Annotated in this window: 23 protein-coding genes; 9 read left to right on the top strand and 14 right to left on the bottom strand. The window is 73.0% G+C overall.

Annotation, left to right across the window (positions count from 1 at the left end):
* Positions 1–5: 5 nt before the first annotated feature.
* Positions 6–410 carry a RidA family protein gene (locus ACFV8H_RS11520; protein WP_380398633.1) on the bottom strand — a complete coding sequence of 135 codons (405 nt, stop codon included), beginning with the start codon at positions 408–410 and terminating at the stop codon, positions 6–8.
* Between the two features lie 240 nt (positions 411–650).
* On the opposite strand from ACFV8H_RS11520, the gene ACFV8H_RS11515 reads away from it, so the two are divergent.
* Complete coding sequence (locus ACFV8H_RS11515; RefSeq protein WP_380398631.1) at positions 651–1,349, top strand: C40 family peptidase; 699 nt, start codon at positions 651–653, stop codon at positions 1,347–1,349.
* A 112-nt stretch (positions 1,350–1,461) separates the two neighbouring features.
* On the opposite strand, the gene ACFV8H_RS11510 is transcribed toward ACFV8H_RS11515, so the two are convergent.
* Positions 1,462–1,941: a MarR family winged helix-turn-helix transcriptional regulator gene (locus tag ACFV8H_RS11510; protein ID WP_380398629.1), complete on the bottom strand. Its 480-nt coding sequence runs from the start codon at positions 1,939–1,941 to the stop codon at positions 1,462–1,464.
* A 71-nt stretch (positions 1,942–2,012) separates the two neighbouring features.
* On the opposite strand from ACFV8H_RS11510, the gene ACFV8H_RS11505 reads away from it, so the two are divergent.
* Positions 2,013–2,423 (top strand): VOC family protein, encoded by a 411-nt coding sequence (locus ACFV8H_RS11505; protein WP_380398627.1) that lies wholly within the window; start codon positions 2,013–2,015, stop codon positions 2,421–2,423.
* Between the two features lie 48 nt (positions 2,424–2,471).
* Here the strand turns inward: ACFV8H_RS11505 and ACFV8H_RS11500 are convergent, their stop codons facing one another.
* From ACFV8H_RS11500 to ACFV8H_RS11480, 5 genes are all read right to left on the bottom strand, one after another.
* The gene (locus ACFV8H_RS11500; RefSeq protein ID WP_380398626.1) at positions 2,472–3,038 is read right to left on the bottom strand and encodes a hypothetical protein; all 567 of its coding nucleotides are present in this window, start codon (positions 3,036–3,038) and stop codon (positions 2,472–2,474) included.
* A gap of 128 nt (positions 3,039–3,166) precedes the next feature.
* On the bottom strand, positions 3,167–4,447 hold the full coding sequence (gene thrS, locus ACFV8H_RS11495) for a threonine--tRNA ligase (protein ID WP_380398624.1): 1,281 nt from the start codon (positions 4,445–4,447) through the stop codon (positions 3,167–3,169).
* A gap of 200 nt (positions 4,448–4,647) precedes the next feature.
* Positions 4,648–5,382, bottom strand: coding sequence for a leucine-rich repeat domain-containing protein (locus tag ACFV8H_RS11490; protein ID WP_380398682.1), 735 nt, complete (start codon positions 5,380–5,382; stop codon positions 4,648–4,650).
* 50 nt (positions 5,383–5,432) lie between these two features.
* Positions 5,433–6,080: a TetR/AcrR family transcriptional regulator gene (locus ACFV8H_RS11485; protein ID WP_380398622.1), complete on the bottom strand. Its 648-nt coding sequence runs from the start codon at positions 6,078–6,080 to the stop codon at positions 5,433–5,435.
* Between the two features lie 101 nt (positions 6,081–6,181).
* Positions 6,182–7,075 (bottom strand): 3-hydroxyacyl-CoA dehydrogenase family protein, encoded by an 894-nt coding sequence (locus tag ACFV8H_RS11480; RefSeq protein WP_380398620.1) that lies wholly within the window; start codon positions 7,073–7,075, stop codon positions 6,182–6,184.
* A 183-nt stretch (positions 7,076–7,258) separates the two neighbouring features.
* On the opposite strand from ACFV8H_RS11480, the gene ACFV8H_RS11475 reads away from it, so the two are divergent.
* The 3 genes from ACFV8H_RS11475 to ACFV8H_RS11465 all read left to right on the top strand — a co-directional run bounded on the left by ACFV8H_RS11475 (position 7,259) and on the right by ACFV8H_RS11465 (position 9,789).
* A complete protein-coding gene (locus ACFV8H_RS11475) occupies positions 7,259–8,011 on the top strand; it encodes an acetoacetate decarboxylase (protein WP_380398619.1) in 753 nt (250 codons plus the stop codon).
* A gap of 160 nt (positions 8,012–8,171) precedes the next feature.
* Positions 8,172–8,951 carry a hypothetical protein gene (locus tag ACFV8H_RS11470; protein ID WP_380398617.1) on the top strand — a complete coding sequence of 260 codons (780 nt, stop codon included), beginning with the start codon at positions 8,172–8,174 and terminating at the stop codon, positions 8,949–8,951.
* A gap of 1 nt (position 8,952) precedes the next feature.
* Complete coding sequence (locus tag ACFV8H_RS11465; RefSeq protein WP_380398615.1) at positions 8,953–9,789, top strand: hypothetical protein; 837 nt, start codon at positions 8,953–8,955, stop codon at positions 9,787–9,789.
* A 907-nt stretch (positions 9,790–10,696) separates the two neighbouring features.
* On the opposite strand, the gene ACFV8H_RS11460 is transcribed toward ACFV8H_RS11465, so the two are convergent.
* The 3 genes from ACFV8H_RS11460 to ACFV8H_RS11450 all read right to left on the bottom strand — a co-directional run bounded on the left by ACFV8H_RS11460 (position 10,697) and on the right by ACFV8H_RS11450 (position 13,533).
* On the bottom strand, positions 10,697–11,470 hold the full coding sequence (locus ACFV8H_RS11460) for a hypothetical protein (RefSeq protein WP_380398613.1): 774 nt from the start codon (positions 11,468–11,470) through the stop codon (positions 10,697–10,699).
* A 151-nt stretch (positions 11,471–11,621) separates the two neighbouring features.
* Positions 11,622–12,872: a serine hydrolase domain-containing protein gene (locus tag ACFV8H_RS11455; protein ID WP_380398611.1), complete on the bottom strand. Its 1,251-nt coding sequence runs from the start codon at positions 12,870–12,872 to the stop codon at positions 11,622–11,624.
* 181 nt (positions 12,873–13,053) lie between these two features.
* A complete protein-coding gene (locus tag ACFV8H_RS11450) occupies positions 13,054–13,533 on the bottom strand; it encodes a carboxymuconolactone decarboxylase family protein (protein WP_380398681.1) in 480 nt (159 codons plus the stop codon).
* Positions 13,534–13,692: 159 nt separating this feature from the next.
* On the opposite strand from ACFV8H_RS11450, the gene ACFV8H_RS11445 reads away from it, so the two are divergent.
* Positions 13,693–14,664 carry a pirin family protein gene (locus ACFV8H_RS11445; RefSeq protein WP_380398609.1) on the top strand — a complete coding sequence of 324 codons (972 nt, stop codon included), beginning with the start codon at positions 13,693–13,695 and terminating at the stop codon, positions 14,662–14,664.
* Positions 14,665–14,860: 196 nt separating this feature from the next.
* Here ACFV8H_RS11445 and ACFV8H_RS11440 read toward each other — a convergent pair whose 3' ends face one another.
* Positions 14,861–15,430 (bottom strand): DUF4240 domain-containing protein, encoded by a 570-nt coding sequence (locus ACFV8H_RS11440; RefSeq protein ID WP_380398679.1) that lies wholly within the window; start codon positions 15,428–15,430, stop codon positions 14,861–14,863.
* An 89-nt stretch (positions 15,431–15,519) separates the two neighbouring features.
* On the bottom strand, positions 15,520–15,879 hold the full coding sequence (locus tag ACFV8H_RS11435) for a hypothetical protein (protein ID WP_380398607.1): 360 nt from the start codon (positions 15,877–15,879) through the stop codon (positions 15,520–15,522).
* Between the two features lie 321 nt (positions 15,880–16,200).
* On the opposite strand from ACFV8H_RS11435, the gene ACFV8H_RS11430 reads away from it, so the two are divergent.
* Positions 16,201–17,391, top strand: a complete 1,191-nt coding sequence (locus ACFV8H_RS11430; RefSeq protein ID WP_380398605.1) for an Ig-like domain repeat protein — start codon at positions 16,201–16,203, stop codon at positions 17,389–17,391.
* 88 nt (positions 17,392–17,479) lie between these two features.
* Positions 17,480–17,821 carry a hypothetical protein gene (locus ACFV8H_RS11425; RefSeq protein ID WP_380398603.1) on the top strand — a complete coding sequence of 114 codons (342 nt, stop codon included), beginning with the start codon at positions 17,480–17,482 and terminating at the stop codon, positions 17,819–17,821.
* Positions 17,822–17,866: 45 nt separating this feature from the next.
* On the opposite strand, the gene ACFV8H_RS11420 is transcribed toward ACFV8H_RS11425, so the two are convergent.
* Both ACFV8H_RS11420 and ACFV8H_RS11415 read right to left on the bottom strand, forming a co-directional pair.
* A complete protein-coding gene (locus tag ACFV8H_RS11420) occupies positions 17,867–18,421 on the bottom strand; it encodes a hypothetical protein (RefSeq protein ID WP_380398601.1) in 555 nt (184 codons plus the stop codon).
* A gap of 475 nt (positions 18,422–18,896) precedes the next feature.
* Positions 18,897–19,754 (bottom strand): alpha/beta fold hydrolase, encoded by an 858-nt coding sequence (locus ACFV8H_RS11415; protein WP_380398599.1) that lies wholly within the window; start codon positions 19,752–19,754, stop codon positions 18,897–18,899.
* 100 nt (positions 19,755–19,854) lie between these two features.
* Here ACFV8H_RS11415 and ACFV8H_RS11410 point away from each other — a divergent pair, with 100 nt between their 5' ends.
* A complete protein-coding gene (locus tag ACFV8H_RS11410; RefSeq protein ID WP_380398597.1) occupies positions 19,855–20,265 on the top strand; it encodes a winged helix-turn-helix transcriptional regulator in 411 nt (136 codons plus the stop codon).
* Positions 20,266–20,400: the final 135 nt, after the last annotated feature.

The raw sequence follows: 20,400 nt of genomic DNA, 5'->3' as shown, positions 1-20,400 counted from the left end.
TTCCGTCAGGGCAGCACGGCCACCGCCTCCACCTCCACCAGCTGGTCCGTGTAGCCGAGCACCGAGACGCCGAGCAGTGTGCTGGGGGCATCGTGCTCCCCCAGGTACTCCCGGTACACGTTCCACACCTTCACCAAGTCCGCCTGGTTGCCGGAGGCCACGTACACGGTGGTCCGCGCGATGTCCGTGAGCCCAGCGCCCGCGTCCTCCAGCACGGTTATCAGATTGCGCATGACCTGGTGGGCCTGGCCCTCGTAGTCACCGACCGCGACCGTACGGCCCTCCTCGTCCAACGGACAGGCCCCGGCGAGCCAGAGCGAGCGGACCGGGGCATCGACCACCGCCGCGTAGGCGTAGTCGACGGCCTGGGTCAGGCGGGTGTTGCGGAGCAGTTTGACCGCGCTGTTCATGGGGCCTCCGAGGGGATCGCGACCGAACGTTCGCGCTCATCGTTGGCCCCGGACGAACGGGCGTCAAACCGATTTCGGGCGAAACCCCTTCCGCACCAAGGCCCGTGTGCCCACGATTCACCATTGCGGGTGATGGCGGACGACACCCTCCGGCACCGATCCTGGTGCCGACCCACGCCGGCACCCCGATCGACCACCGTCGGCCGCGACCGGCCACCCCCAGCCAGGAGGAGTCGACCGATGGAGCCCCAACCCCCCGACCACGACCGGGTGTCCGGCGTCGGACGCCGCCGGGTGCTCGGCCTCGCCCTCGGCGCCGGCCTCACCCCGGCCCTCGCCGCAGCGCCCCAACCCGCCCACGCCGCACCGCCGTCCGACGCCCGCACTGCTCCCACCGACCCCGCGCCCAGCGACCCGGCACCCACCGACCCCGCCGGCACCGACCCCGCCGCCGCCCTCGGCCGGCGGGTCGTCACGGTGGCCGAGGCCCAACTCGGCCTCCCGTACGCCTGGGGCGGCGGCGACCGGCTGGGCCCGGGCCTCGGCTTCTGCGACGGCGAGAACGGCTACCTGAACGGCGTGTGCATGGGCGAGAGCACGGTCGGCTTCGACTGCAGCGGGCTGTCCCTGTACTGCTGGTACCGCGCCAGCCACGGCACCATCGAGCTCGCGCACTACACGGTGGCCCAGTTCAACCGCAGCGCCCCGGTCGACCGTGACGCCCTGGGCCCCGGCGACCTGCTGTTCTTCTCCCGTCCCGACGCCCCGCTGCACCACGTAGGCATCTACACGGGCGACGGCGCGATGATCCACGCCGAGCGGACCGGCACCCTGATCGCCCGGGTCGAGCACGTACTCGACATCCCGCGCTGGGCGAACGAGTTCGCCGGCGCCCGCCGCCCCGGAGCGGTGCCCGCCCGGAGCCTGTCCGGCGCCTGAGGCCGTCAGCCAGGGGCCGTACCGCTCGGGCGGGCCACCCGGACAGGCCACCAGCGCAGGCCACCCGGACGGGTCACCCGGACAGGCCACCCGATCGAGTCGCTCGGACAGCTCACGCCACGGAGCCGCGCCACTCCGGCGATCCCTGCTCGACCCGCAGCAGCAGGTCGTGCAGCACCCGGCGCTCCGCCGGGTCGAGCGGGGCCAGCACCTCGTCCTGCACCGCCCGGGCCCGTGCCTGCAGCTCGGCGAGCAGTGCCCGCCCGTCGGCGGTGACCGACACCGAGACCCGCCGGCGGTCCGCCTGGTCCCGGCTGCGCTCGACGTACCCGGCCGCGCCGAGCTGGTCGGCGACCTTGGCGAGGTCGCTCGGGTCGATGCCCAGCCGCCGGACCAGGTCCCGCTGCGCCTGCGGACCGAAGTCGACGAGGGCCGCCAGCACGGCCATGTCCCAGAGCCGCAGGCCGCGTTCGGCCAGTTGCCCGGCGAGCCGCGCCCGCGCGGTGCGACCGGTCCGGGCGAGCAGGAAGGTGCTGAGGCCCAGCAGGGTCGGCGGCAGCGCGTCGGGCGGGGCGGGGTTCTCGGAGGCCATGGCGACATTCTAGGGTCGATCCCTATAGTGGGTTCCGACCCACTGATTCAGATCCCCACTGGAGCCCGACCGTGGACGCCCTCTACCCCCGCCTGCTCGTCACCCGCTTCGCCGAGACCTTCGGCTTCTACCGCGCCGTCCTCCCCGCTCTCACCGGCGCCACCCTGGTCAAGGGCACACCCGAGGGCCCGTACGCCAACTGGGACGTCGACGAGCAGGCCGTCCTGGTGCTCTTCGACCGCGCCGCGATGTCCGCCACGCTGGGCACCACCGGGCTGCCGGCCCGCCCGGCCACCCCCACCCAGGACACCGCGATGCTGGTCCTCCGGGTCGACGACGTGGACGAAGCCCTCGCCCTCTGCCTCCGGCACGGCGGCGTCCTCGCCGTCCCGGCCACCGACCGCCCCGAGTGGGGTCCCGGCCTGCGCAGCGCCCACCTGCGCGACCCCGAGGGCCACTTGATCGAGCTGCAGTCCTACTGACCGTGACCGCCGGGACGCGCTCCCGGCGGTCGACGACGCCCGCGGCGTTCAGCGGTGGAAGACCTGCAGTTCACGGACCGCGTCGTTGAAGTTGGCGCCCAGTTGGGCCGCCGGGAGGTCCGTGGTCTTCTCCACACTGAGGGTCGACCAGAGATGGACGGCGTTGCAGTTGTTGTAGCCCTTCATCGAGGAGACGCTCAGCGCCACGTCGATGTAGTTGACCAGGTGGTATCCGGTGCCGTCGCAACCGCCGGCGTCACCGTAGAAGGAGTAGATGACGCCGCCCTGGTAGTCGATGTCCTTGAACTCCTCCAGCAGCAGCGTCCGGTCGGCCGGCTGGTCGGCGCCGCGGGTGAGGGTCCGGCCGTCGGCCAGGGCGAGCGCGTCGGCGCGGGAGTCCGGCGAGCAGGCCCGGCCGAGCACCGGCGACGCGCCGTCGGCGCCGGGCAGGTGGCCGAGGACGGCGGCGCAGTACTGGACCTCGGGGACGGGCAGCGGGCGGAGCCCGGCCGAGCTCGCCGGGGCGGCGGCCACCGCCCCGGCGAGGGTCAGGCAGGCGGCGAGGGCGGGAGCGACGAAGCTGCGCGGTCTGCGCAGTCTGTGCGGTCTACACACGGTTACCTCCGAAAGGGTGGGGACAGCGGCGGCTGGGGACTCGGCCGCCCGCCCATTCGACGGGCGGCCCTCGCCACCGGCCCCGCCGACACACCGCGCAGCGCACTAGTCGTACGTATGCTCCCGGTTCACCCGGCCGGGGCGTCCCGCCACAGCTCGGCGCTGCAGTCCGCGACCAGCCCGCCGATCCGCGCCCAGGCCTCCTCGGCCGCCATCGGCTCCAGCCGGCGGCCGTCCCGCAGCCGCAGCGCGACCCGGTCGTCCGCGGCCTCCCTGGCGCCGATCACCGCCTGGTAGGGCACCAGCCGGGCCTCCCGGATCCGGGCGCCCAGGCTGCCGTGCTCCGGTCCGGCGACCTCGGCCCGCAGCCCGAGGTCCAGGCAGCGCTGCCGCAGCCGCTCGGCCTGCGGCAGCTCGGCGTCGGAGATCGGCAGGAGCACCACCTGGGCCGGTGCCAGCCAGGCCGGGAACGCCCCGCCGTACAGCTCGATCAGGTGGGCGACCACCCGTTCGACGCTGCCGATCACGCTGCGGTGCACCATCACCGGGCGGTGCTTGGCGCCGTCCGCGCCGATGTAGTGCAGGTTGAAGCGCTCGGGCTGGTGGAAGTCGATCTGGACGGTGGAGAGGGTGAACTCGCGCCCGGCGCCGTCGGCGATCTGCACGTCGATCTTGGGCCCGTAGAACGCGGCCTCGCCCTCCGCCGCCTCGAACGGCACCCCGGAGCGCTCCAGTACGTCGGTCAGCAGCGCGGTGGCCCGCCGCCACAGCTGCGGGTCGGCCACGTACTTGCCGCCCTCGCCGGGCAGCGACAGCCGGTAGCGGACCGGCACGATGCCGAGCGCCCGGTGCGCCTCACGGATCAGCTCCAGGGCGGCGACGGCCTCGTCGGCGGCCTGCTCCGGGGTGCAGAAGACGTGCGCGTCGTTCAGCTGGATCGCCCGGACCCTGGTCAGCCCGCCGAGCACGCCGGACAGCTCGGAGCGGTACATCCCGCCCAATTCGGCCATCCGCAGCGGGAGTTCCCGGTAGCTGTGCGGGCGGGAGCGGAAGATCAGCGCATGGTGCGGACACAGGCTCGGGCGCAGCACCATCTCCTCCGAGCCGAGTTGCATGGGTGGGAACATGTCCTCGCGGTAGTGGTCCCAGTGGCCGGAGATCTCGTACAGCTCGCGCTTGCCGAGCACCGGCGAGTAGACGTGGCGGTAGCCCGCCCGGCGCTCGCGGCCGCGGATGAACTCCTCCAGGGTGTGCCGGATCGCGGCGCCGTCGGGCAGCCAGTACGGCAGGCCGGAGCCCATCAGCGGGTCGGTGTCGAAGAGGTCGAGCTCGCGGCCGAGCTTGCGGTGGTCGTGCGCGGGTCGGTCGTGCGCGCGAGCGGGGCGGTCGTTCACGAGGCGGTCGTTCATGGGGGTGGTCTCCACTCGGGATCCGCGGGCGAGTGGGGACGGGAACGACGAAGCCCCGGGGCACTCGCCCCGGGGCTTCGGACTAGGTCAGCAGTCAGCGCGCCGGGACTCTTTCCGGCGTCGTCGTGGCGAGTGCAGCGCGCTTCATGCCTTCCACGGTAGCAGCACCCGGACCTTGGCGTTGATCTTTATGGGAGAGCTCACATCAGCAGGGCGCAGCCGCGCTCGGCGAGCGCCTCCCGCACGTGGTCCGACACCTGGACGTCGTTCCACCGCAGGTCGAGCTTCTCCAGCGCGGGCAGTGCGGCCGGGTCGGCGAGCCAGTCCGGCAGGCCGGTGATCCCGTTGCTGCGCAGGTCGATCCGGCGCAGCCGCGGCAGCCCGGCCAGGACGGCGGGCAGCTCGGCAAGGGCGTTCTCCCGCAGCTCCAGCTCGCGCAGTTCGGAGAGCAGCCCGAAGGAGGCCGGGAGAGCGGTCAACTCATTGCCGCGCAGCCAGAGTTCACGCAACTCGCCGAGGGCGCCGATGGACTCGGGCAGGGCGCCGAGCCGGTTGTGCTGGGCCCGCAGTTCGACCAGTTCGGTCATCTTGCCGATGGCGAACGGGAGTTCGGTGAGCCGGTTCTCGCCGACGTTGAGGTAGCGGAGTTCGGTGAGCTTCCCGATGTCGTCCGGCAGGACGGTCAGCTGATTGTCGTGCAGGTAGAGGAAGTCCCGCAGCCAGGTGAGCCGGGTCAGCTCTGCGGGCACCTCGGTGAACAGGTTGTGGCCGAGGTCGAGGGTGCGCAGCCGCATCAACCGACTGATGCCGGGCGGGAGTTCGGAGAGTGCGCCTTCGGCGAGGATGAGCACGGTCAGGTCGTTGCGGTCCCACACCAAGCTGAGCACCTCGGCGGCCACCGGGCCGAGCGGCTGCCGCCAGAGGTTGAGCGTCATGTCTGTCACGTCCACCATTGTCCGCCTCGGCAGAGCGGGGCCGGACAGGCCTACCGGGGAGCCGTGGGGTGGAACAGCGCGTCGACGACGCGGTGCAGCAGGTCCTCCGGGAACTCGGCGAGGTCGCCGCGGGCCTCCTCGGTGAGGCGCATGGCGGTGGCGCCCTCGTGCAGGATGACCAGCAACCGGGCGAGGTCGCGCGGGCTGATCTCCGGGGCGTGGTCGGCGGCCTCCCCGATCAGCTCGACCAGTCCGTCGATCAGCCGGGCCTCGTGCTCGGCGAGGCTGCGGGCGACCTCCGGGTGCCGGGCGGCGTGCAGGGTGAACTCCATCGAGAGCAGGAACCAGCCCTCGTCCACCCGCCGCCGGTCGGCCAGTTCGCGCAGCAGCCGGGACGGCACGTCCTGGGCGACGGCGGTACCGGCAGCGGCCGCGGTAACGGCGCCGTCAGCAGCGGCGGCGGTGAAGGCGCTGCGCAGGTCGGCGAGCAGCCGGTCGATCTGCTGGTCGTAGAGGGCGAGGAACAGCTGTTCCTTGTCCTGGTAGTTGGAGTAGAAGGCACCCCGGGTCAGCCCGGCGCGGGCGACGATGTCGCGGATCGAGGTGGCGTGGAAGCCGTGCTCGGTGAACAGGGCGAGGGCGCTGTCGTTCAGGGCGGCGACGGTCAGCGGGCGCCGCTTCGTGGGTGACTTGGGCACGAACTGCGGTCCTCGGGTCTCGTTCTTCGCTCGGCGGTGCCGACGGCGGCCCCGACCCAGTCTACGGGTGGACCGGGGCCGCCCGCCCCGCCGGAGAGGCCTCAGGCGGCCGCGGCGCCCTCCCGGTCCCCGCCCCCGGCCTCGTACTCGTAGAAGCCGCGCCCGGCCTTGACGCCGAGTCGGCCGGACTCGACGTACTCCGCCAGCAGGGTGCGCGGTCCGTCGGGCAGGCCCGGGCGTTCGGCCGCGTAGTGCTGCTCGATGTCCAGGACCACGTCCAGGCCGACCTGGTCCATCGCGCGGAACGGTCCGCCGCGCAGGCCGGTGTTGACGGACCACATGGCGTCCACCTCCTCGGCGGTGGCCACGCCCTCGGCGACCACGGCGAGCGACTCGCGCTTGATGGCCGCCCAGATGCGGTTGAAGATGAAGCCGGTGCTCTCCCGGCGGGCCTCGAACGGGAACACGCCGTGCCGGGGCAGTTCCGCCAACAGCAGGTCGATGACGGCCCGGCTGGTGCGGCCGCTGGACATCACGTCCACCGCGTTCTGGGTCGGCGGCATGTAGAAGTGGATGTTGACCAGCCGCTCGGGCTCGCGCACCCGGTCGACGAAGTGGCTGGTCGGGTAGGACGAGGAGTTGCTGCCCAGGATCGCGTCCGGGTCGGCGTGCCGGTCCAGGTCGGCGAAGACCCGCTGCTTGAGCTCGGGGCGCTCCGGAACCGCCTCGATCACCAGCCAGGCGCCGCGCAGCGCCTCGGCGAGGTCCCCGGTGACGGCGACGGTGCCCGGCCCTCCCGCACCGACCCCGGCGGCGACGGCGGGCAGCTGCTCGGCCACGTAGGCACCGGCGGCCGCGAGCTGCTCGGCCGAGGGGTCGTAGATCCGCACCTCGCCGCCGTCGGTGGCGAACATCAGGGCGATGCGGCGCCCGAGGGTGCCGGCTCCGACGACGGCGACGGGACGGCCGGTGGGGTCGGGGGTGGTGAACGACATCGAGATCACTTCCTTGGCTGTACTGCGCTCCGAGGGGCCCGGGCCTGCGCCGTGTGGTTCGCGCTTGCCTCACCGCCACCATCGGATGCATGGTGTATCCGATACACATGGTATCCGTTTGCGCGGGCAGCACAACCCCGCCCCGCACATCCCGCCGCACATCCCGCCCCCGAGGAGCCCCCGATGCGTTCCGACCAGGTCGTCCGCCACGCCACCACCCCGCTCTCCGCCCCCGTCTACCCGCTGCGCGCCACCCGCTTCACCGACCGCGAGTACCTGAACGTCGTCTACCGGACCGACCCGGAGGCCCTGCGCGCGGTCGTCCCCGAACCGCTGGAGATCGACGAGCCGCTGGTGCGCTTCGAGATCATGAAGATGGGCGAGGTCGACGGCTACGGCCCGTACGTCGAGGCCGGGCAGGTGGTCCCCGTGCGCCACGGCGACGAGCACGGTGAGTACCTGCACGCGATGTACCTGGACAACTTCGCCGCCACCGCGGCCGGCCGGGAACTGAGCGCCTACCCCAAGGTGATGGGCTCGCCGCGCCTGTTCACCGAGGCCGGGGCGCTGGTCGGCACCCTGGACTACGCCAGCCAGCGGGTCGCCACCGCGACCATGGCCTACAAGTGGCGGCCGCTGGACCGGGAGGAGGCTCGCGCCCAGATCGGCGTGCCGACCTTCGCGGTCAAGGTGGTCCCCGACTACACCGGCGGCCTGCGGGTCTGCGACCTGGTCCGCACCCGGATCACCGACCTCACGGTCAAGGAGGCCTGGACCGGGCCCGCCCGCCTCCAGCTCAACGCCCACGTCATGGCGCCCCTGGCCGACCTGCCGGTGCTGGAGGTGGTCTCCGCGAGCCACGTCCTCACCGACCTGACCCTCTCCCCCGTCACCCCGGTGCACGACTACCTCGCGGAGCAGCGCCGCCCCGCCTGATGCCACCGGCGACGCCGGGCCGGTCGACCGGTCGACCCGGTTGCTCCCGCAACGCCGCTGCCGGGCGCAGAAGTTGGGAGTCCCCGTTTGCACCCCGCCGGTCCGGGCACTGGCCTACGATGCCGACTGCCGGCGCTTCCGGCGTCCAGGGGGAGGGTGCGTGCCCGCGATCCACGAGCAGTACTCGGAGGAGCTCCGCGCGGAGTTCGACTACCTGTCCAGCTGGCTGCCCAACACCCACCTCGAACTCGGCGACGTCGGCCGCCTGCACCGGGACCGGTTCGAGCGCCTGACCTCGCTCGCCGACCTGGGCATCGGGTTCGCGGTGCGGGAGCGCGAGCGGGGCGTGGACCTGGACTACAGCTCGGCCGCCGAGGTCGCCGTCTCGACGGACGTCGACGGCGGACCGCTCGCCCGCGTCGCGGTGTCGTTCAGCCGCCGGCACGGCATCGTGTTCCAGGCGCGGTCGTGCCGGATCAGCGAGATCGCCGACCGCGAGGCGCTCGGCCGGCGCGTGCTCGACCTGGCGGCGGCCGGACGGTGGCCGGCCGCCCAGGTCGTGGTCACCGAAGTGGTCGCCACCGGCCCCGCCGTGATCCTCGTCTCCCAGCAGCAGGGCGCCAGCGTCGACCTCGCCGCCTCCGCGGAGGCGCTCTCGGGGACGATCCCGCTCGCCTCCGCGTCCGCCGGGCTGAGCATCGTCGGGTCCAAGGGCGTCGGCGTGAAGGTGATCGCCCCGGACGGCCTCACGCCGCTGTTCCGCGTCTCCGGCGTGCGCCCCCGGCTGTTCGGCCGCAAGGAGTTCGGCGGCCGCGGCCCGGCGGGGAGCACCGTCGGTGGGCCGGCGGAGAGCAGGACGGCGGAGAGCGGGACGGCCGAGAGCAGGACGGCCGAGAGCCATGTGTTCGCGGAACTCACCTACGAGGACGTCGGAGCATGAGATGACCGCTCACCTCTGGTACGAGCTCGAAGCAGCCGTCGGCGCCGGGGACTCCGCACTGCTGGACCGGCTCTGCCGGCTCCACGGGGACCGGTTGCGCGCCGACTTCCCCGCCCGGTTCACCGTACCGGCGGAGCTCCGCCACGACCCGGCCGCGGTGCAGCGGTACGGACGGGCCTCGTTCGCGGTCGCCGAGCGCCTGGGCGTCCCGCTGCCCGGCGTCGCCGTGTCGCAGAGCCTCGACCGGACCCTCGCCCGGTGCGGGGAACTCTCCCGGCAGGGCGGGCACGAGCAGGCACTCGCGCTGCTGGCCGGGCTCCTGGCCAGCGGGGAGTCCCTGTCCCGGCCGCCCGAGGTGGGACAGGCCACCTGCTACGAGTGGATGGGCGGACTGGCGCGCCAACTGTCCCGGCACCAGCAGGCCTGGCAGTACACCAGCACGGCCCAGGAGTTGTGCCACCGGATGCAGGACTCCGAGGGCTGCCTGCGCCACCTCGCCACGATGCACGGCATCGCCGAGGAGACGGGCGCGCACCCCGACGCGCTCGCCGTCGCCGGCATGGCCGTGCACCACGTCCAGGAGCACGGACCGGTCACCCTGCTGCCGCCCTGGCTCGCCGCCTACACCGAGTCCCTGCGCCGCGCGGAGGGCCCCGGCCAGGTGGGGGAGGCCGCGAAGGCCACGGAACGCTACGCCCGGGAGATCCTCGGCTCGAATCCGGCCGAGCTCTCCAGGACGCTCAACCAACTCGCCGTCACCCTGCACAAGGCGGGGTGCGACGCGGCGGCGAGGGCTCTGCTGGAGGAAGCGGTCGAGCTCCGGCGCCGAGGGGCCTGAGCGGTGCGGTCGAGAGGCACGGTGTGACCCGCGGATGCCGGACATCGACCTGGGGATCACCCTCGCCAACCTGGGCAAGCTGTTGGCCCTCGACGGCGATCCGCGCGCCGAGGCCGTCCTGACCGAAGCCGTCGAACTCCTCACGGCGGCCGGCCCCGAGGCCGCCGCACACCTCGCCGAGGCGCGCGGCAACCTCGCCGCCTACCACCAGCTCCACGGCGACCCCGCCGTCGCCCGGTCGATCTACCGGGACCTGCGGGATGCGGCGGCAGGCGTGGCGCCCTCCGCCGCCGTGTTGCGCAACTTCGCGGCCCTGGAACAGGAGGACGGCCGGTCCCCGAGCCGCCGGATGCTCTTCGAACTCGCGCACGACGCCCGCCCGCAGGCTGGTGGAGAACCGGAGGACCCCGATGTCACCTTCCGGACGCTGATCGAACAGGCCTCCGAGGAGGACCGCCTGGGCAACGCCGCCCGGGCCCTCGAACTGGCCCTCCGGGCCGCCGATGTGGCCCGGGCCCGCCCCCGCCGGTCCCCGCTCAGGACGGCGGTGGCCCTGGTCGCGACCGCACGGTACGGCCTGGACGTCCCGGACGAGCACCTGGACGCGGCACTCACGGCGGCCTCCGACGACCCGGAGACCACACCGGAACTGCTGCGTTCGCTGCGGACCGGCATCGGACAGCGGTGCCGCCACCAAGGACGCCTCACCCGGGCGTTGGCGTACGCCCGGGCCGCCGCGGCGCACCACGCCCCGGCGACGGCCACCGAGGAGCAGCTCAACACCTTCGACCTCCTCGCCCTGGTGCACCACTCCCTGGACGAGCGGGACCAGGCGGAACAGCTCTACCGCGCCGTGATCGCCCGCCGGCGCGAACTGGCGGACCCCAACCGCGTGGCGATGACCGACTCACTGTTCAGCCTCGGGATGCTCTGCCTCGAAACCGGGCGGCTCGGCGAGGCCGCCGCCCTGGTGCGGAAGCAGTTCGACATCGAGGACGCCCACCTGGTCGAGGTCTTCGCCGCCTCCTCCGAGGTCCAGCGCCTGGCCTACGCACGGACCCTCCTCGGCAGACTGGACGCCTTCGTCGTCGTCCTGCTCGCCACCACCGGCTTCGAGCCCGGCGCGGAGCTGCTGGAGCTCCTGGCGAACGCCGTCCTGCGGCGCAAGGCCGTCGTCGCGGAGGCCGTGGCCCGCGACCGCGCGATACTGTCCAACGGCCCCGAGCCCGGGATCGCGGCCGTCGCCACCGAACTCCGCACCGTTCGGCACGAGTTGCGGCGCCTGGCGCTCGACGACGAGCCCCTCCGGCCGCACCCAGACCGACACGTCCACGACCTCCGGGCCCGGCAGGGCCGGCTGGAGATGCTGCTCGCCGACCGGCTCTCCCGCCCCGGTTCCAACCCTGGCCCCGGCCCTGGCCCTGGCCTCGGTCCCGGCCCCAACCCCGGCACCGACACCGACCTCGGCGGTACCCCGGCGGCCCTGCCGACCTGGCAGGCGGTGACCGCCGCCCTCCCGCCCGATACCGCACTCGTCGAGTACTACCGGGCGGAGCTGGGCGACGAAGCCGCCGTACTGAGCCTGGTGTTCACCCCGGGGTCGCCCCCGCAGCTCTTCACCCACGGCACCGCCGACGCACTGGACGAGGGCGTCCGGCAGTGGCGTGAGTTCCTCCGGCACCAGGACACCGGAGAACGAACGCCGGGCCCAACAGGCCGTGCGGCGCCGCTTCCCGGAGCCCGTCGCATGGGCGCCCTTCGCGCTCTTCGGCGACCCCGGGCCGCTTCCGTGGTGAGGGAGCTCAGCGGCCGACTCGGCAGCCGCATCCGACTCAGCCGAGCTTCGGCCGGACCTCACCCCCGCCCTGGTGCTTGCCGCAGAAGGCCTCCTCCAGGAAGCCGCCCTGCGCGAGGAGCTGCTGCACCGCCTGCGCCTGGTCACCCCTGGACGTCACGGACATCGCGACCTGCCGATCCCCCTTGCTCCACAGCTGGGAGGCGAACCCGGGCATCCCGCCGTCGTGCCCGTACACCGGCCCGCAGGACAGTTCCAGCCGGGCCAGCCCGAGACCGTACGACAGGGTCACGGGCACGTCGCCGGACTGCGCCGGGATGGTGGTCGTCATCTGCCGCATCAGCTCGGGCGACAGCAACCGCCCACCCAGCAGGGCACGGTGGAAGCGGTTCAGGTCGGACAGGGTGGATATCAGCTCGCCCGCGGAGTTCGCCCAGGTGACGCTCTCCACCGTGACGTCCCGGTCGCTTCGGTCCTCCGGGGCCGGTCCCTCGGCGAGCGTCCAGTAACCGTGGGCGTGCGGGCCCCGGATGTCGGTGGCCGTGCCGGGGAAGTACGTCCCGCTCATCCCGAGCGGCCGCAGGATGCGCGCGGTGATCTCCTGGGCGTAGCTGTGGCCGGTCGCCCGTTCGATGATCATGCCGAGCAGGGTGTAGTTGACGTTGGAGTAGCTGAACCTGGCCCCCGGTGGGAAGTTGGGCGCGTGCGCCACCGAGGCGGCCACCACCTGGGCCGGGGTGATGCTGCGGGTCAGCCCGCCCTGGTCGAGCCAGTTCCGGATCTCGCCCGGGTCCGTGGTGTGCGGGAACAGCCCGCCCGGCTCGTTGGTCGGATCCCACAGGCCGGAGCTGTGGTTGAGCAGTTGACGGACGGTGATCCGCCCGCCGTTCGGGACGAGCCCCGGCAGGTGGCGCTCGACCGGGTCGTCCAGGCCGAGCCGGCCCTCGCCCACCAGTTGCAGCACGGTGGTGGCGGTGAAGGTCTTGGTGATGCTCCCGGCGCGGAACCGGCCGTCCACCCGCACCGGGGCGCCGGTCGCGAGGTCGGCGACGCCCGTACCCGCGCGCCAGACCCCGTTCTCGTCGCGGACCTCGGCGATGGCCGCGGCCGCGCCCGCGTCGGTCACCGCCCTCAGCGCCGCCGTCCGCGCCGCGTTCGCCGTCCGCGCGGCATTCTCGGCCGCGACGGCCGCGGGCGGCTCGGCAGCGCCCGCCGAAACCACCGGCCCGGCCAGCGCCAGGCAGACCGCCGCCGCCACCACCGTCAAGGAACCTGTACGACGTGCCATGCGACCCCCTCGTCCACGGCGGGCCCCCGCCCGCCTCCGAGTCCACAGCCTCGCCGCTGACGTGATGATCCGTCATCCCCCACCGGGAGGAACCGGTCGTACTCCCACCAACGTAGACACTACGCCGAACGGAGGAGCCGACCGGCCCCTGCCCCCTGCCTCGGACTGGACCCGGGCGGGGTCAGAGCCCCGGCATCGGCCGGACCGGGTGCTTGCTCATGATCGACACCCGGTTGAAGGAGTTGATCGTGATCGCCACCCAGATCGCCGCCGAGAGCTCCTCCTCGGTGAACACCTCCCGCGCCAGCCCGTACGCGGCCGCCTGGAGGGCCGCGTCCGCCGGGTTCGTGGTCGCCTCCGCCAGCGCCAGCGCCGCGCGCTCCCGGGCGGTGAACAGCTCGGTGTCCCGCCAGGCCGGGAGCACGCCCAGGCGCTGGGTGGTCTCGCCCTCGCGCAGGGCGGCCCGGGTGTGCACGTGCAGGCAGTAGGCGCAGCCGTTGATCTGGGAGACCCGCAGGTTGACCAGTTCCACCAGCCGCCGGTCCAGCCCGGCCTCGGCCGCGACCTCCTTGGCCGCCTCGGCGGCGGCGAGCAGCGCCTTGTAGGCCTTGGGGCTCTGCTTGTCGATGAACACCCGCCGCTCCGCCGGAACCACCGTCATGTCAGCACTCACCTGGACTCCTCGACTCCCACTGCGATCATTGGCCCGCTGCCGTTCGACACTCTGCCATGCCATAATAGTTGAATCTAGAACTATCCAGTAGTCGACGTCGTCCGACCGGCACCGCCGGTCGACACCGTCCAGGGAGGGACCACCGCCGTGAGCACCGCCGAGACCGAGTCGCGCCCCGCCGCCGTGCCGCAGGACCAGCAGGACCCGTACGTCGAGGTGCTGTCCCCCCGGGACGTCCCGCTCGGCGGACCGCGCGCGATGACCGTCCGCCGCACCCTGCCGCACCGCTCCCGCCGGCTGATCGGCGCCTGGTGCTTCGTCGACCACTACGGACCCGACGACGTCGCCGACACCGGCGGCATGGACGTCGCCCCGCACCCCCACACCGGCCTGCAGACCGTCAGCTGGCTCTTCACCGGCGAGATCGAGCACCGGGACAGCCTCGGCGTCCACGCCTTCGTCCGCCCGGGCGAGCTCAACCTGATGACCTCCGGTCACGGCATCTGCCACTCCGAGGTCTCCACCCCCGCGACCACCGTGCTGCACGGCGTCCAGCTCTGGGTCGTGCTGCCCGACGAACACCGCGACACGGCACGGGACTTCCACCACCACGTCCCCGAACCCGTCGCCCTCGACGGCGCCGAGGTCCGCGTCTTCCTCGGCACCCTGGCCGGGCGCACCTCCCCCGTCCCCACCTTCACCCCGCTGCTCGGCGCCGAACTCACCCTCGCCCCGCACGCCACCGTCACCCTGGCCGTCGACCCGGCCTTCGAGCACGGCGTCCTCGTCGACCACGGCGAGGTCCGCCTCGCCACCACCGCCCTCCACCCGGGCGACCTCGGCTACCTCGCCCCCGGCGCCACCACCCTGACCCTCACCAACACCGCCGACGCCCCGGCCCGCCTCGTCCTCATCGGCGGCGAGCCCTTCGAGGAGGAGATCGTCATGTGGTGGAACTTCATCGGGCGCTCCCACGAGGACATCGCCCACGCCCGCGAGGCCTGGCAGGCCTCCGCCGCCCCCACCCGCTTCGGCGCCGTCACCGGCTACCCCGGCGACCGCCTCCCCGCCCCGGAACTCCCCACCACCCACCTCAAGCCCCGCGGCCGCACCCGCTGACCTGCGCGTTCGACGGGTGGGGAGTGCGGCGGCCCGACTGCCGCACTCCCCACCCACAGCACTCGCGACACCGGATGCCAGGAAGCCCGAAACGGCCGAAACGGGACTGCGGGACTGCGGGGCTGCGGGACTGAATCAATCTGTCCGACACACCCAACCGGCCCCGCCGGCGTGATCAGGATCCGCCGCTGGAGTATCAGTCCAGAAAGATTTCGGCGAGGCGTGGCAGGTGGCGGCGCATCTCATCGTCGTCGGCGACGTCCCACCGAGCTCCGGCCGGCTCGGTTATGACGCTGAGCGGGCCAGCTTCCGGGGAGGCCTCCAGCGCCTCGTTGAGCCCGTCCGGTTCACCGGTGAGACGTTGGTAGGCCCGGTGGGCCACCTGGCCGAAGTCCTCGTTCCCGACGAGCACGTCCCCGCCATCCCGCACCGCCGGATGGTCAGCGAGAGAATCCGGATCCGCGAGCGCGCGCTCGTACCAGTGTCGGCCGAGCGATACGAGGCCGTCGCGGAAGTCCATGAACGCGTCGTCGGACCACCAGCCTTCGATGAGGAACGCCGCCGCCCACAGGTCGTACCGGTAGGCATGGTCACGCAACTGCCACTGGCGCAGGGAGAATTGGATGATCTCGGCAGGCGTGCGGCTCACAAGCCGCTCCTCGCACGCGTGCCCGATCGCGTCGCGCCGATCGTCGAAGTCCAGTCCCAGCGCGTCAACCTCGGCGCACGCCTCGCCTATCAGGGCCCAGAACTCCTCGAGATCCATCACGGCCTGAGTATGCCAGGCCGATCCGCAGGCGACCCGTCCGGCCCGGTCCGGCAGAATCGCGGCTCAGCGCTCCGAACTTCGCGGAGTCACGGCCGGGTGGACTCCTCAACCGCCACAAGAGCGGCCTCCCACGGGTACGCTTCCGGCCGCCCCTGCCCCGGAACGTTCGGGACGAACCCTCCTTCACCGAGCAGCACCCGCACGCCGGCTCCACGCAACGTAGCGACGCTCCGGGGGAACTGCGGGTGCCCGGTGAGCGCTGTGTTCGTGCACGGCATCACCGTCAGCGGGATTCCCTTTCCGATCGCCTCGGCCGCGTACCCGATGACCCAGGAGGTCGTGACGCCGAGCGCGAGGCTGTTGATGCTGTTCATCTTTCCGGGAGCGAACAGAACGGCGTCGGCGGGCGGGAGTACGTCCGGGTCGCCCGGCCTGCTCTCGCTCACCCCCGAGGGTGCGGCGGCCGGCCCCGCCCAGGAAGCGCCGTCGCCAGCGCCCTCCGCCTCCGCCCGGACCCGTTGGACTCGGGTGCTGCCGAACGCCCGGCCAGGGGCCGCCGGTGTGAACCGGCGGTGTGTCAGCTCGGTGGGCAACCGCGCCCCCGCCCGTGTGATCGACAGTGACGGAAGGCGATCCCTCGCCGAGAGACCCTCTTCCGTCTTCTGGAGTTGATCGTGATGTTCCCACTGTCGGAGGTCGCCGACCGGCCGAGCTCAACGCACGGGCACCATGCCGGTTCGCCCGGGCGTCGGAGCCGGGTGGCGGCCATGGCGGCCGCCGTGTTCTGTGCCGCGGCCGTCGCCCCGCTGGTGCTGCCCGCGCCCGCCCACGCACAGGGCACCTGCACGGTGTCCGGCCCCACCACCACCTGTACGTTCGCCTTCACCGGCGCCGAGCAGACGTTCTCCGTGCCCGGCGGTGTCACGCAGGTCGACGTCACGGCGATCGGCGGGGCCGGCGGCGTGGAGGACAACGGCGTCGGCGGCGGCCGGGGCGCCCAGGTGTCCGGCACCCTCACCGGGCTCTCCGGGGGACAGACCCTCTACGTCGAAGTCGGCGGCACCGCCACCGGCGGCGCCCAGTGCGCCGGTAGCGCGCAGTGCACCGGCGGGTTCAACGGCGGTGGCAGCACCCACTTCGGCGGAGGCGGCGGCGGCGCCTCCGACGTCCGCACCCAGCCCGGCACCACGCCCCTCACCACCACCGACTCCCGCCTCATCGTGGCCGCGGGCGGCGGCGGAGCCGGCTGGGCCGGCCAGTGCACCGGAAGCGCAGGCGGAGACGCCGGCCAGCCGGGCACGAACGCGACCTGCAACGGAGGAAACGGCGGCGGGGCGGGGACGTCCACCCAGGGCGGGGCCGGCGGCACCGGCGGGGGCGGGTTCTTCGGCGGTGGGTCCGGCGCCCTCGGTACCGGCGGCACCGGAGGCGGCCCGGGCTCCTCCCTGACCGGCGGTGCCGGCGGGGGCGGCTACTACGGCGGAGGCGGCGGCGGCAACATCAACCCCTTCATCAGTCCGAGCGGCGGCGGGGGTGGCGGCGGGGGCGGCTCGTCGCTCGTCCCGGTCGGCGGCACCGGCCCCACCGCCACCAGCGCCGCCCCGGGCATCACCATCAGTTACACCACCCCGGGCAAGCCCGTGAAGACGACCCTGACCGCGATGCCCTCCCGGACCCGGGTCGGCGCTCCGGTCGTGCTCAGTGACATCGTCTGCCCGGCCAGTACGAGCGCCACGACCAGGCCGACCGGCACGGTCACGTTCACCGACACCACCACCGGCACGACCCTCGGCACCGGACGCCTGTTCCTCTCCCTCGGCAACTGCGCAGCGACCGGGACCGTCACCGCCTTCCACACCGCCGGCACCCACACCATCACCGCCGTCTACAGCGGCGACACCGTCTACCAGGGCAACAGCGCCGGCCCCGAGAGCACCACGGTGACGGTGACGGCCTGAGAACGCCGCAGAAGCGCCGGCCCCGCCGTGGGGCGGGGCCACGCACCTCGGTATCGCGCCCGGGTGACAACGATCCGAACAGTCCCAGGTGCCGTCCGAGCCGGGCTTGAGTTCCGCCGACGCCCAGGCCACGCACTGGTCCGGCCTCGGCTGCCCCGTCCACCGGGACAGCGACGGCCGACTCCGCGCCAGCGCCGGATGGCTGGCTGGCTGGCTGCTGGAGTTCGTCGGCTGCCGCCCCGGCCAGACGATCACCGAAGGCGTGCGCTGCTCGGAACGCCGAACCCCCACAGTCACCGCTCACGGCAATGCGACAGCCACGGCATTCGCCCAGGCGCTCGCCGACCCCGCCATCCGGGTAGAAGCCGCGACCAGCATCACGCTTCGCCCCGAGCCGACGCGTATGGGCTGGTATACGCACAGCCCATGACAGGCCCAGCGCATTCGACAGTCGCCGCCCATGGGTACTGGCACCTCAGAGCTCGCCCTCATCACCCCGGTCGACGTCGTCCAAGGTCTCGCCGAACCGTTCCAGCGCCTCCGCCGGCCCGCAGCCGAAGGCGCGGCCGATGTACTCCCAGGTCATCAGGTTGCTACGGGCCTTACGGCCGGCCAGCAGGGCGGTCGAACCGGCGGCCCGCTCGAACCGGGCGGCCGCACGGGCGGCGGCGTACGGCCTGCTCTCCGCCAGGTCGCAGATCTGGTCCACCAACGCCGCGACCAGTTCCTCGACCTCGCGCGGCACCACGCCCTCGGCCAGGTCGACGTGCCATTCCCAGTCCGCGAACGGACCGGTGGCCTCACCCACAGCCTCGGTCGCGTCGTCGTCACCGAAGTCCAGCAGGTGCAGTCGCTCCCCCCGCCAACCACAGCCGCAACCGCCCCGCACCGCGACGGCCCGCGGGCCGTCCGCACCGTTGTAGAGCCACCAGGTCGTGCGCCCGTCCGGCAACGGCGCAGGCTCGCTGCCGTCCGCCAACACCGCCGCCGGGAAACCCTGATGGCGTCCGCTCTCGTCAAACCATGGCATGCCGTGTCCCTCACGTCCCTGGAGTACAGCACCAGAGTTCTCAGCTCATCACGCACTGTCAAGACTTCGCGACAACCGGTGCGATCCGCAGCTCAAGGAGGCGCGCATCAGCCGCCGCACGCCGGATTGAGATTGCTCAGGCAGCTCGGTGAGCCGCTCGATCCGCTCGCGGGTCTTGAGGGTCCGTACGAGGGCACTCCGCGGCTCGGTTTCGGCGTGGTCATTCGCTGCTCGGTGGTGGCCGGGGCTGCGGTGGCGAGGCATCGGGCGATGCGCCGGGCGAGGACCTGGCTGAGGCTGTCAGTGCCGGTGAGCGGGCGACTCTGCCGACAGGTCGCCGGTGGTCGTGCTGTTCGTGCTGCTCGCGCTGAGCCGGGGACCGTACGGGCGCGGCGGGATGACCGGCGCGGGACGGACGCCCGAACCGCCGACCGTGGTCCGGCCCCGCTCCGGACCCGCTCCGGCTCGGCTCCGGTCAGTTCGGCAGGTCGGCGGAGAGGAAGGGGTCGAGGAGCGCGTACAGGTCGTCGGGGCGGTCGAGGGGGATGATGTGGCCGCAGTCCCGGAGCAGGTGGCCGACCAAGTCGTCGGCGATGGGGCCGAGTTGGCGTTCGAGCCCGGTGCCGACGGGGTGCGAGCCGACGGCCATGGTGGGCATGGTCAGCCGAGCCGTCGCGACGGCGTCCCGGATCTGCTGCGCGCTGGTGGGCAGGGCCCGGTAGTAGGAGAACGCGCAGCGGAGGGCCTCGCTCCCGGTGTACGCGCGGACGAACGACGCACGGATGTCGTCGGGCACTCCTCGCCCGAGCGTCCCCACGTCGAGGAACCAGTCGATGTACGGGGCCTCGTTCCCGGCCAGGACGGTCTCGGCGAGGCCGGGGACGGCGTGGAAGCCGAACCACCACGGGGCACCGCCCGCGACGACGTGTTCGGCTCCGGGCAGGGGGCCGAGCAGTGCCTCCATCGCGACCAGGCGCCGGACGAGGTCGGGCCGGCGCAGCGCGAGCAGGACGGCGGGGGCGGTCCCCGCGTCGATGGCGACCACCGCCGCCGAGGGCTCGCCGAGTGCGTCGAGCAGCCCCTCGGCGTCGGCGGCCAGGGTGCCGGCGTCGTAACCCTCGACGGCGCGTTCGCTGGCGCCGAGGCCCCGCAGGTCCGGGGCGATGACCCGGTACCGGCCGGCGAGTCGGTCCATGACGCCGCTCCAGAGTCGCCAGGTGTGCGGGAAGCCGTGCAGCAGGAGGACCGCGGGCCCGTCCCCGGCGATCGCGACGTTGAGGTGGACGCCGTTCGTCGCGATGCGGCGCAGTCGGTGTGCGGTGGGGACGGGCATGACGGCTCCTCAGGATGGTTACCATTGGTTACCAAGGAACGATAGGTAACCGTCGGACCGCTTCCTAGACGGCACTTTCAGGGAAGGTGGTGAGCCACGGGTGACCACCCGAGGAGCCCGGGCCGCCGGTCGCGGGGCACGCGGCGACCTGTTCGATCCCCTCTGCCCGACGCGGCAGTTGCTGGACCGCATCGGCACGAAGTGGACGTCCATGACCATCAAGACGCTCGCCGACGCCGCACCGGACGAGGTGCGCTTCGCGGAGTTGAGACGCCGGATGCCCGGCGTCTCGCAGAAGATGCTGTCCGTGACACTGCGGAGCCTGACCCGCGACGGGCTGGTGTCGCGTCGGGTCGAACCGACCGTGCCGCCGCGGGTGTTCTACCGGCTCACCGGACTCGGGCTGTCCCTGGAGGCCGTGCTCGCGGGCCTGCGGACCTGGGCGGAGGAGCACATGGCCGAGATCGACCGCGCCAACGAAGCAGCCGACCCGGACGTCGACGAGGGATAGTCGACGGGCGTGACCACACAGCGCGACGAGGGGGTGTGGGGGGGGGGGGCCCCCCCACCCCCCCCCCCCCCCCGGCCGGCGACGGGTGTGTGATATAAAAAAAAACCAAACCACCAAACAACCCGCAAACCGCGT

This window comes from Kitasatospora sp. NPDC059827 (assembly GCF_042731675.1).
In the GTDB taxonomy this organism is placed as follows: domain Bacteria; phylum Actinomycetota; class Actinomycetes; order Streptomycetales; family Streptomycetaceae; genus Kitasatospora.
This window is presented reverse-complemented; position numbering and strand designations above follow the sequence as displayed.

Excerpts from the sequence above, each read along its gene's own strand:
- ACFV8H_RS11520 (WP_380398633.1), bottom strand. The coding sequence starts at position 410 with ATGAACAGCGCGGTCAAACTGCTCCGCAACACCCGCCTGACCCAGGCC.
- ACFV8H_RS11515 (WP_380398631.1), top strand. The coding sequence starts at position 651 with ATGGAGCCCCAACCCCCCGACCACGACCGGGTGTCCGGCGTCGGACGC.
- ACFV8H_RS11510 (WP_380398629.1), bottom strand. The coding sequence starts at position 1,941 with ATGGCCTCCGAGAACCCCGCCCCGCCCGACGCGCTGCCGCCGACCCTG.
- thrS (WP_380398624.1), bottom strand. The coding sequence starts at position 4,447 with ATGAACGACCGCCTCGTGAACGACCGCCCCGCTCGCGCGCACGACCGA.
- ACFV8H_RS11490 (WP_380398682.1), bottom strand. The coding sequence starts at position 5,382 with ATGACGCTCAACCTCTGGCGGCAGCCGCTCGGCCCGGTGGCCGCCGAG.
- ACFV8H_RS11480 (WP_380398620.1), bottom strand. The coding sequence starts at position 7,075 with ATGTCGTTCACCACCCCCGACCCCACCGGCCGTCCCGTCGCCGTCGTC.
- ACFV8H_RS11475 (WP_380398619.1), top strand. The coding sequence starts at position 7,259 with ATGCGTTCCGACCAGGTCGTCCGCCACGCCACCACCCCGCTCTCCGCC.
- ACFV8H_RS11465 (WP_380398615.1), top strand. The coding sequence starts at position 8,953 with ATGACCGCTCACCTCTGGTACGAGCTCGAAGCAGCCGTCGGCGCCGGG.
- ACFV8H_RS11455 (WP_380398611.1), bottom strand. The coding sequence starts at position 12,872 with ATGGCACGTCGTACAGGTTCCTTGACGGTGGTGGCGGCGGCGGTCTGC.
- ACFV8H_RS11450 (WP_380398681.1), bottom strand. The coding sequence starts at position 13,533 with ATGACGGTGGTTCCGGCGGAGCGGCGGGTGTTCATCGACAAGCAGAGC.
- ACFV8H_RS11440 (WP_380398679.1), bottom strand. The coding sequence starts at position 15,430 with ATGGATCTCGAGGAGTTCTGGGCCCTGATAGGCGAGGCGTGCGCCGAG.
- ACFV8H_RS11430 (WP_380398605.1), top strand. The coding sequence starts at position 16,201 with ATGGCGGCCGCCGTGTTCTGTGCCGCGGCCGTCGCCCCGCTGGTGCTG.
- ACFV8H_RS11420 (WP_380398601.1), bottom strand. The coding sequence starts at position 18,421 with ATGCCATGGTTTGACGAGAGCGGACGCCATCAGGGTTTCCCGGCGGCG.
- ACFV8H_RS11415 (WP_380398599.1), bottom strand. The coding sequence starts at position 19,754 with ATGCCCGTCCCCACCGCACACCGACTGCGCCGCATCGCGACGAACGGC.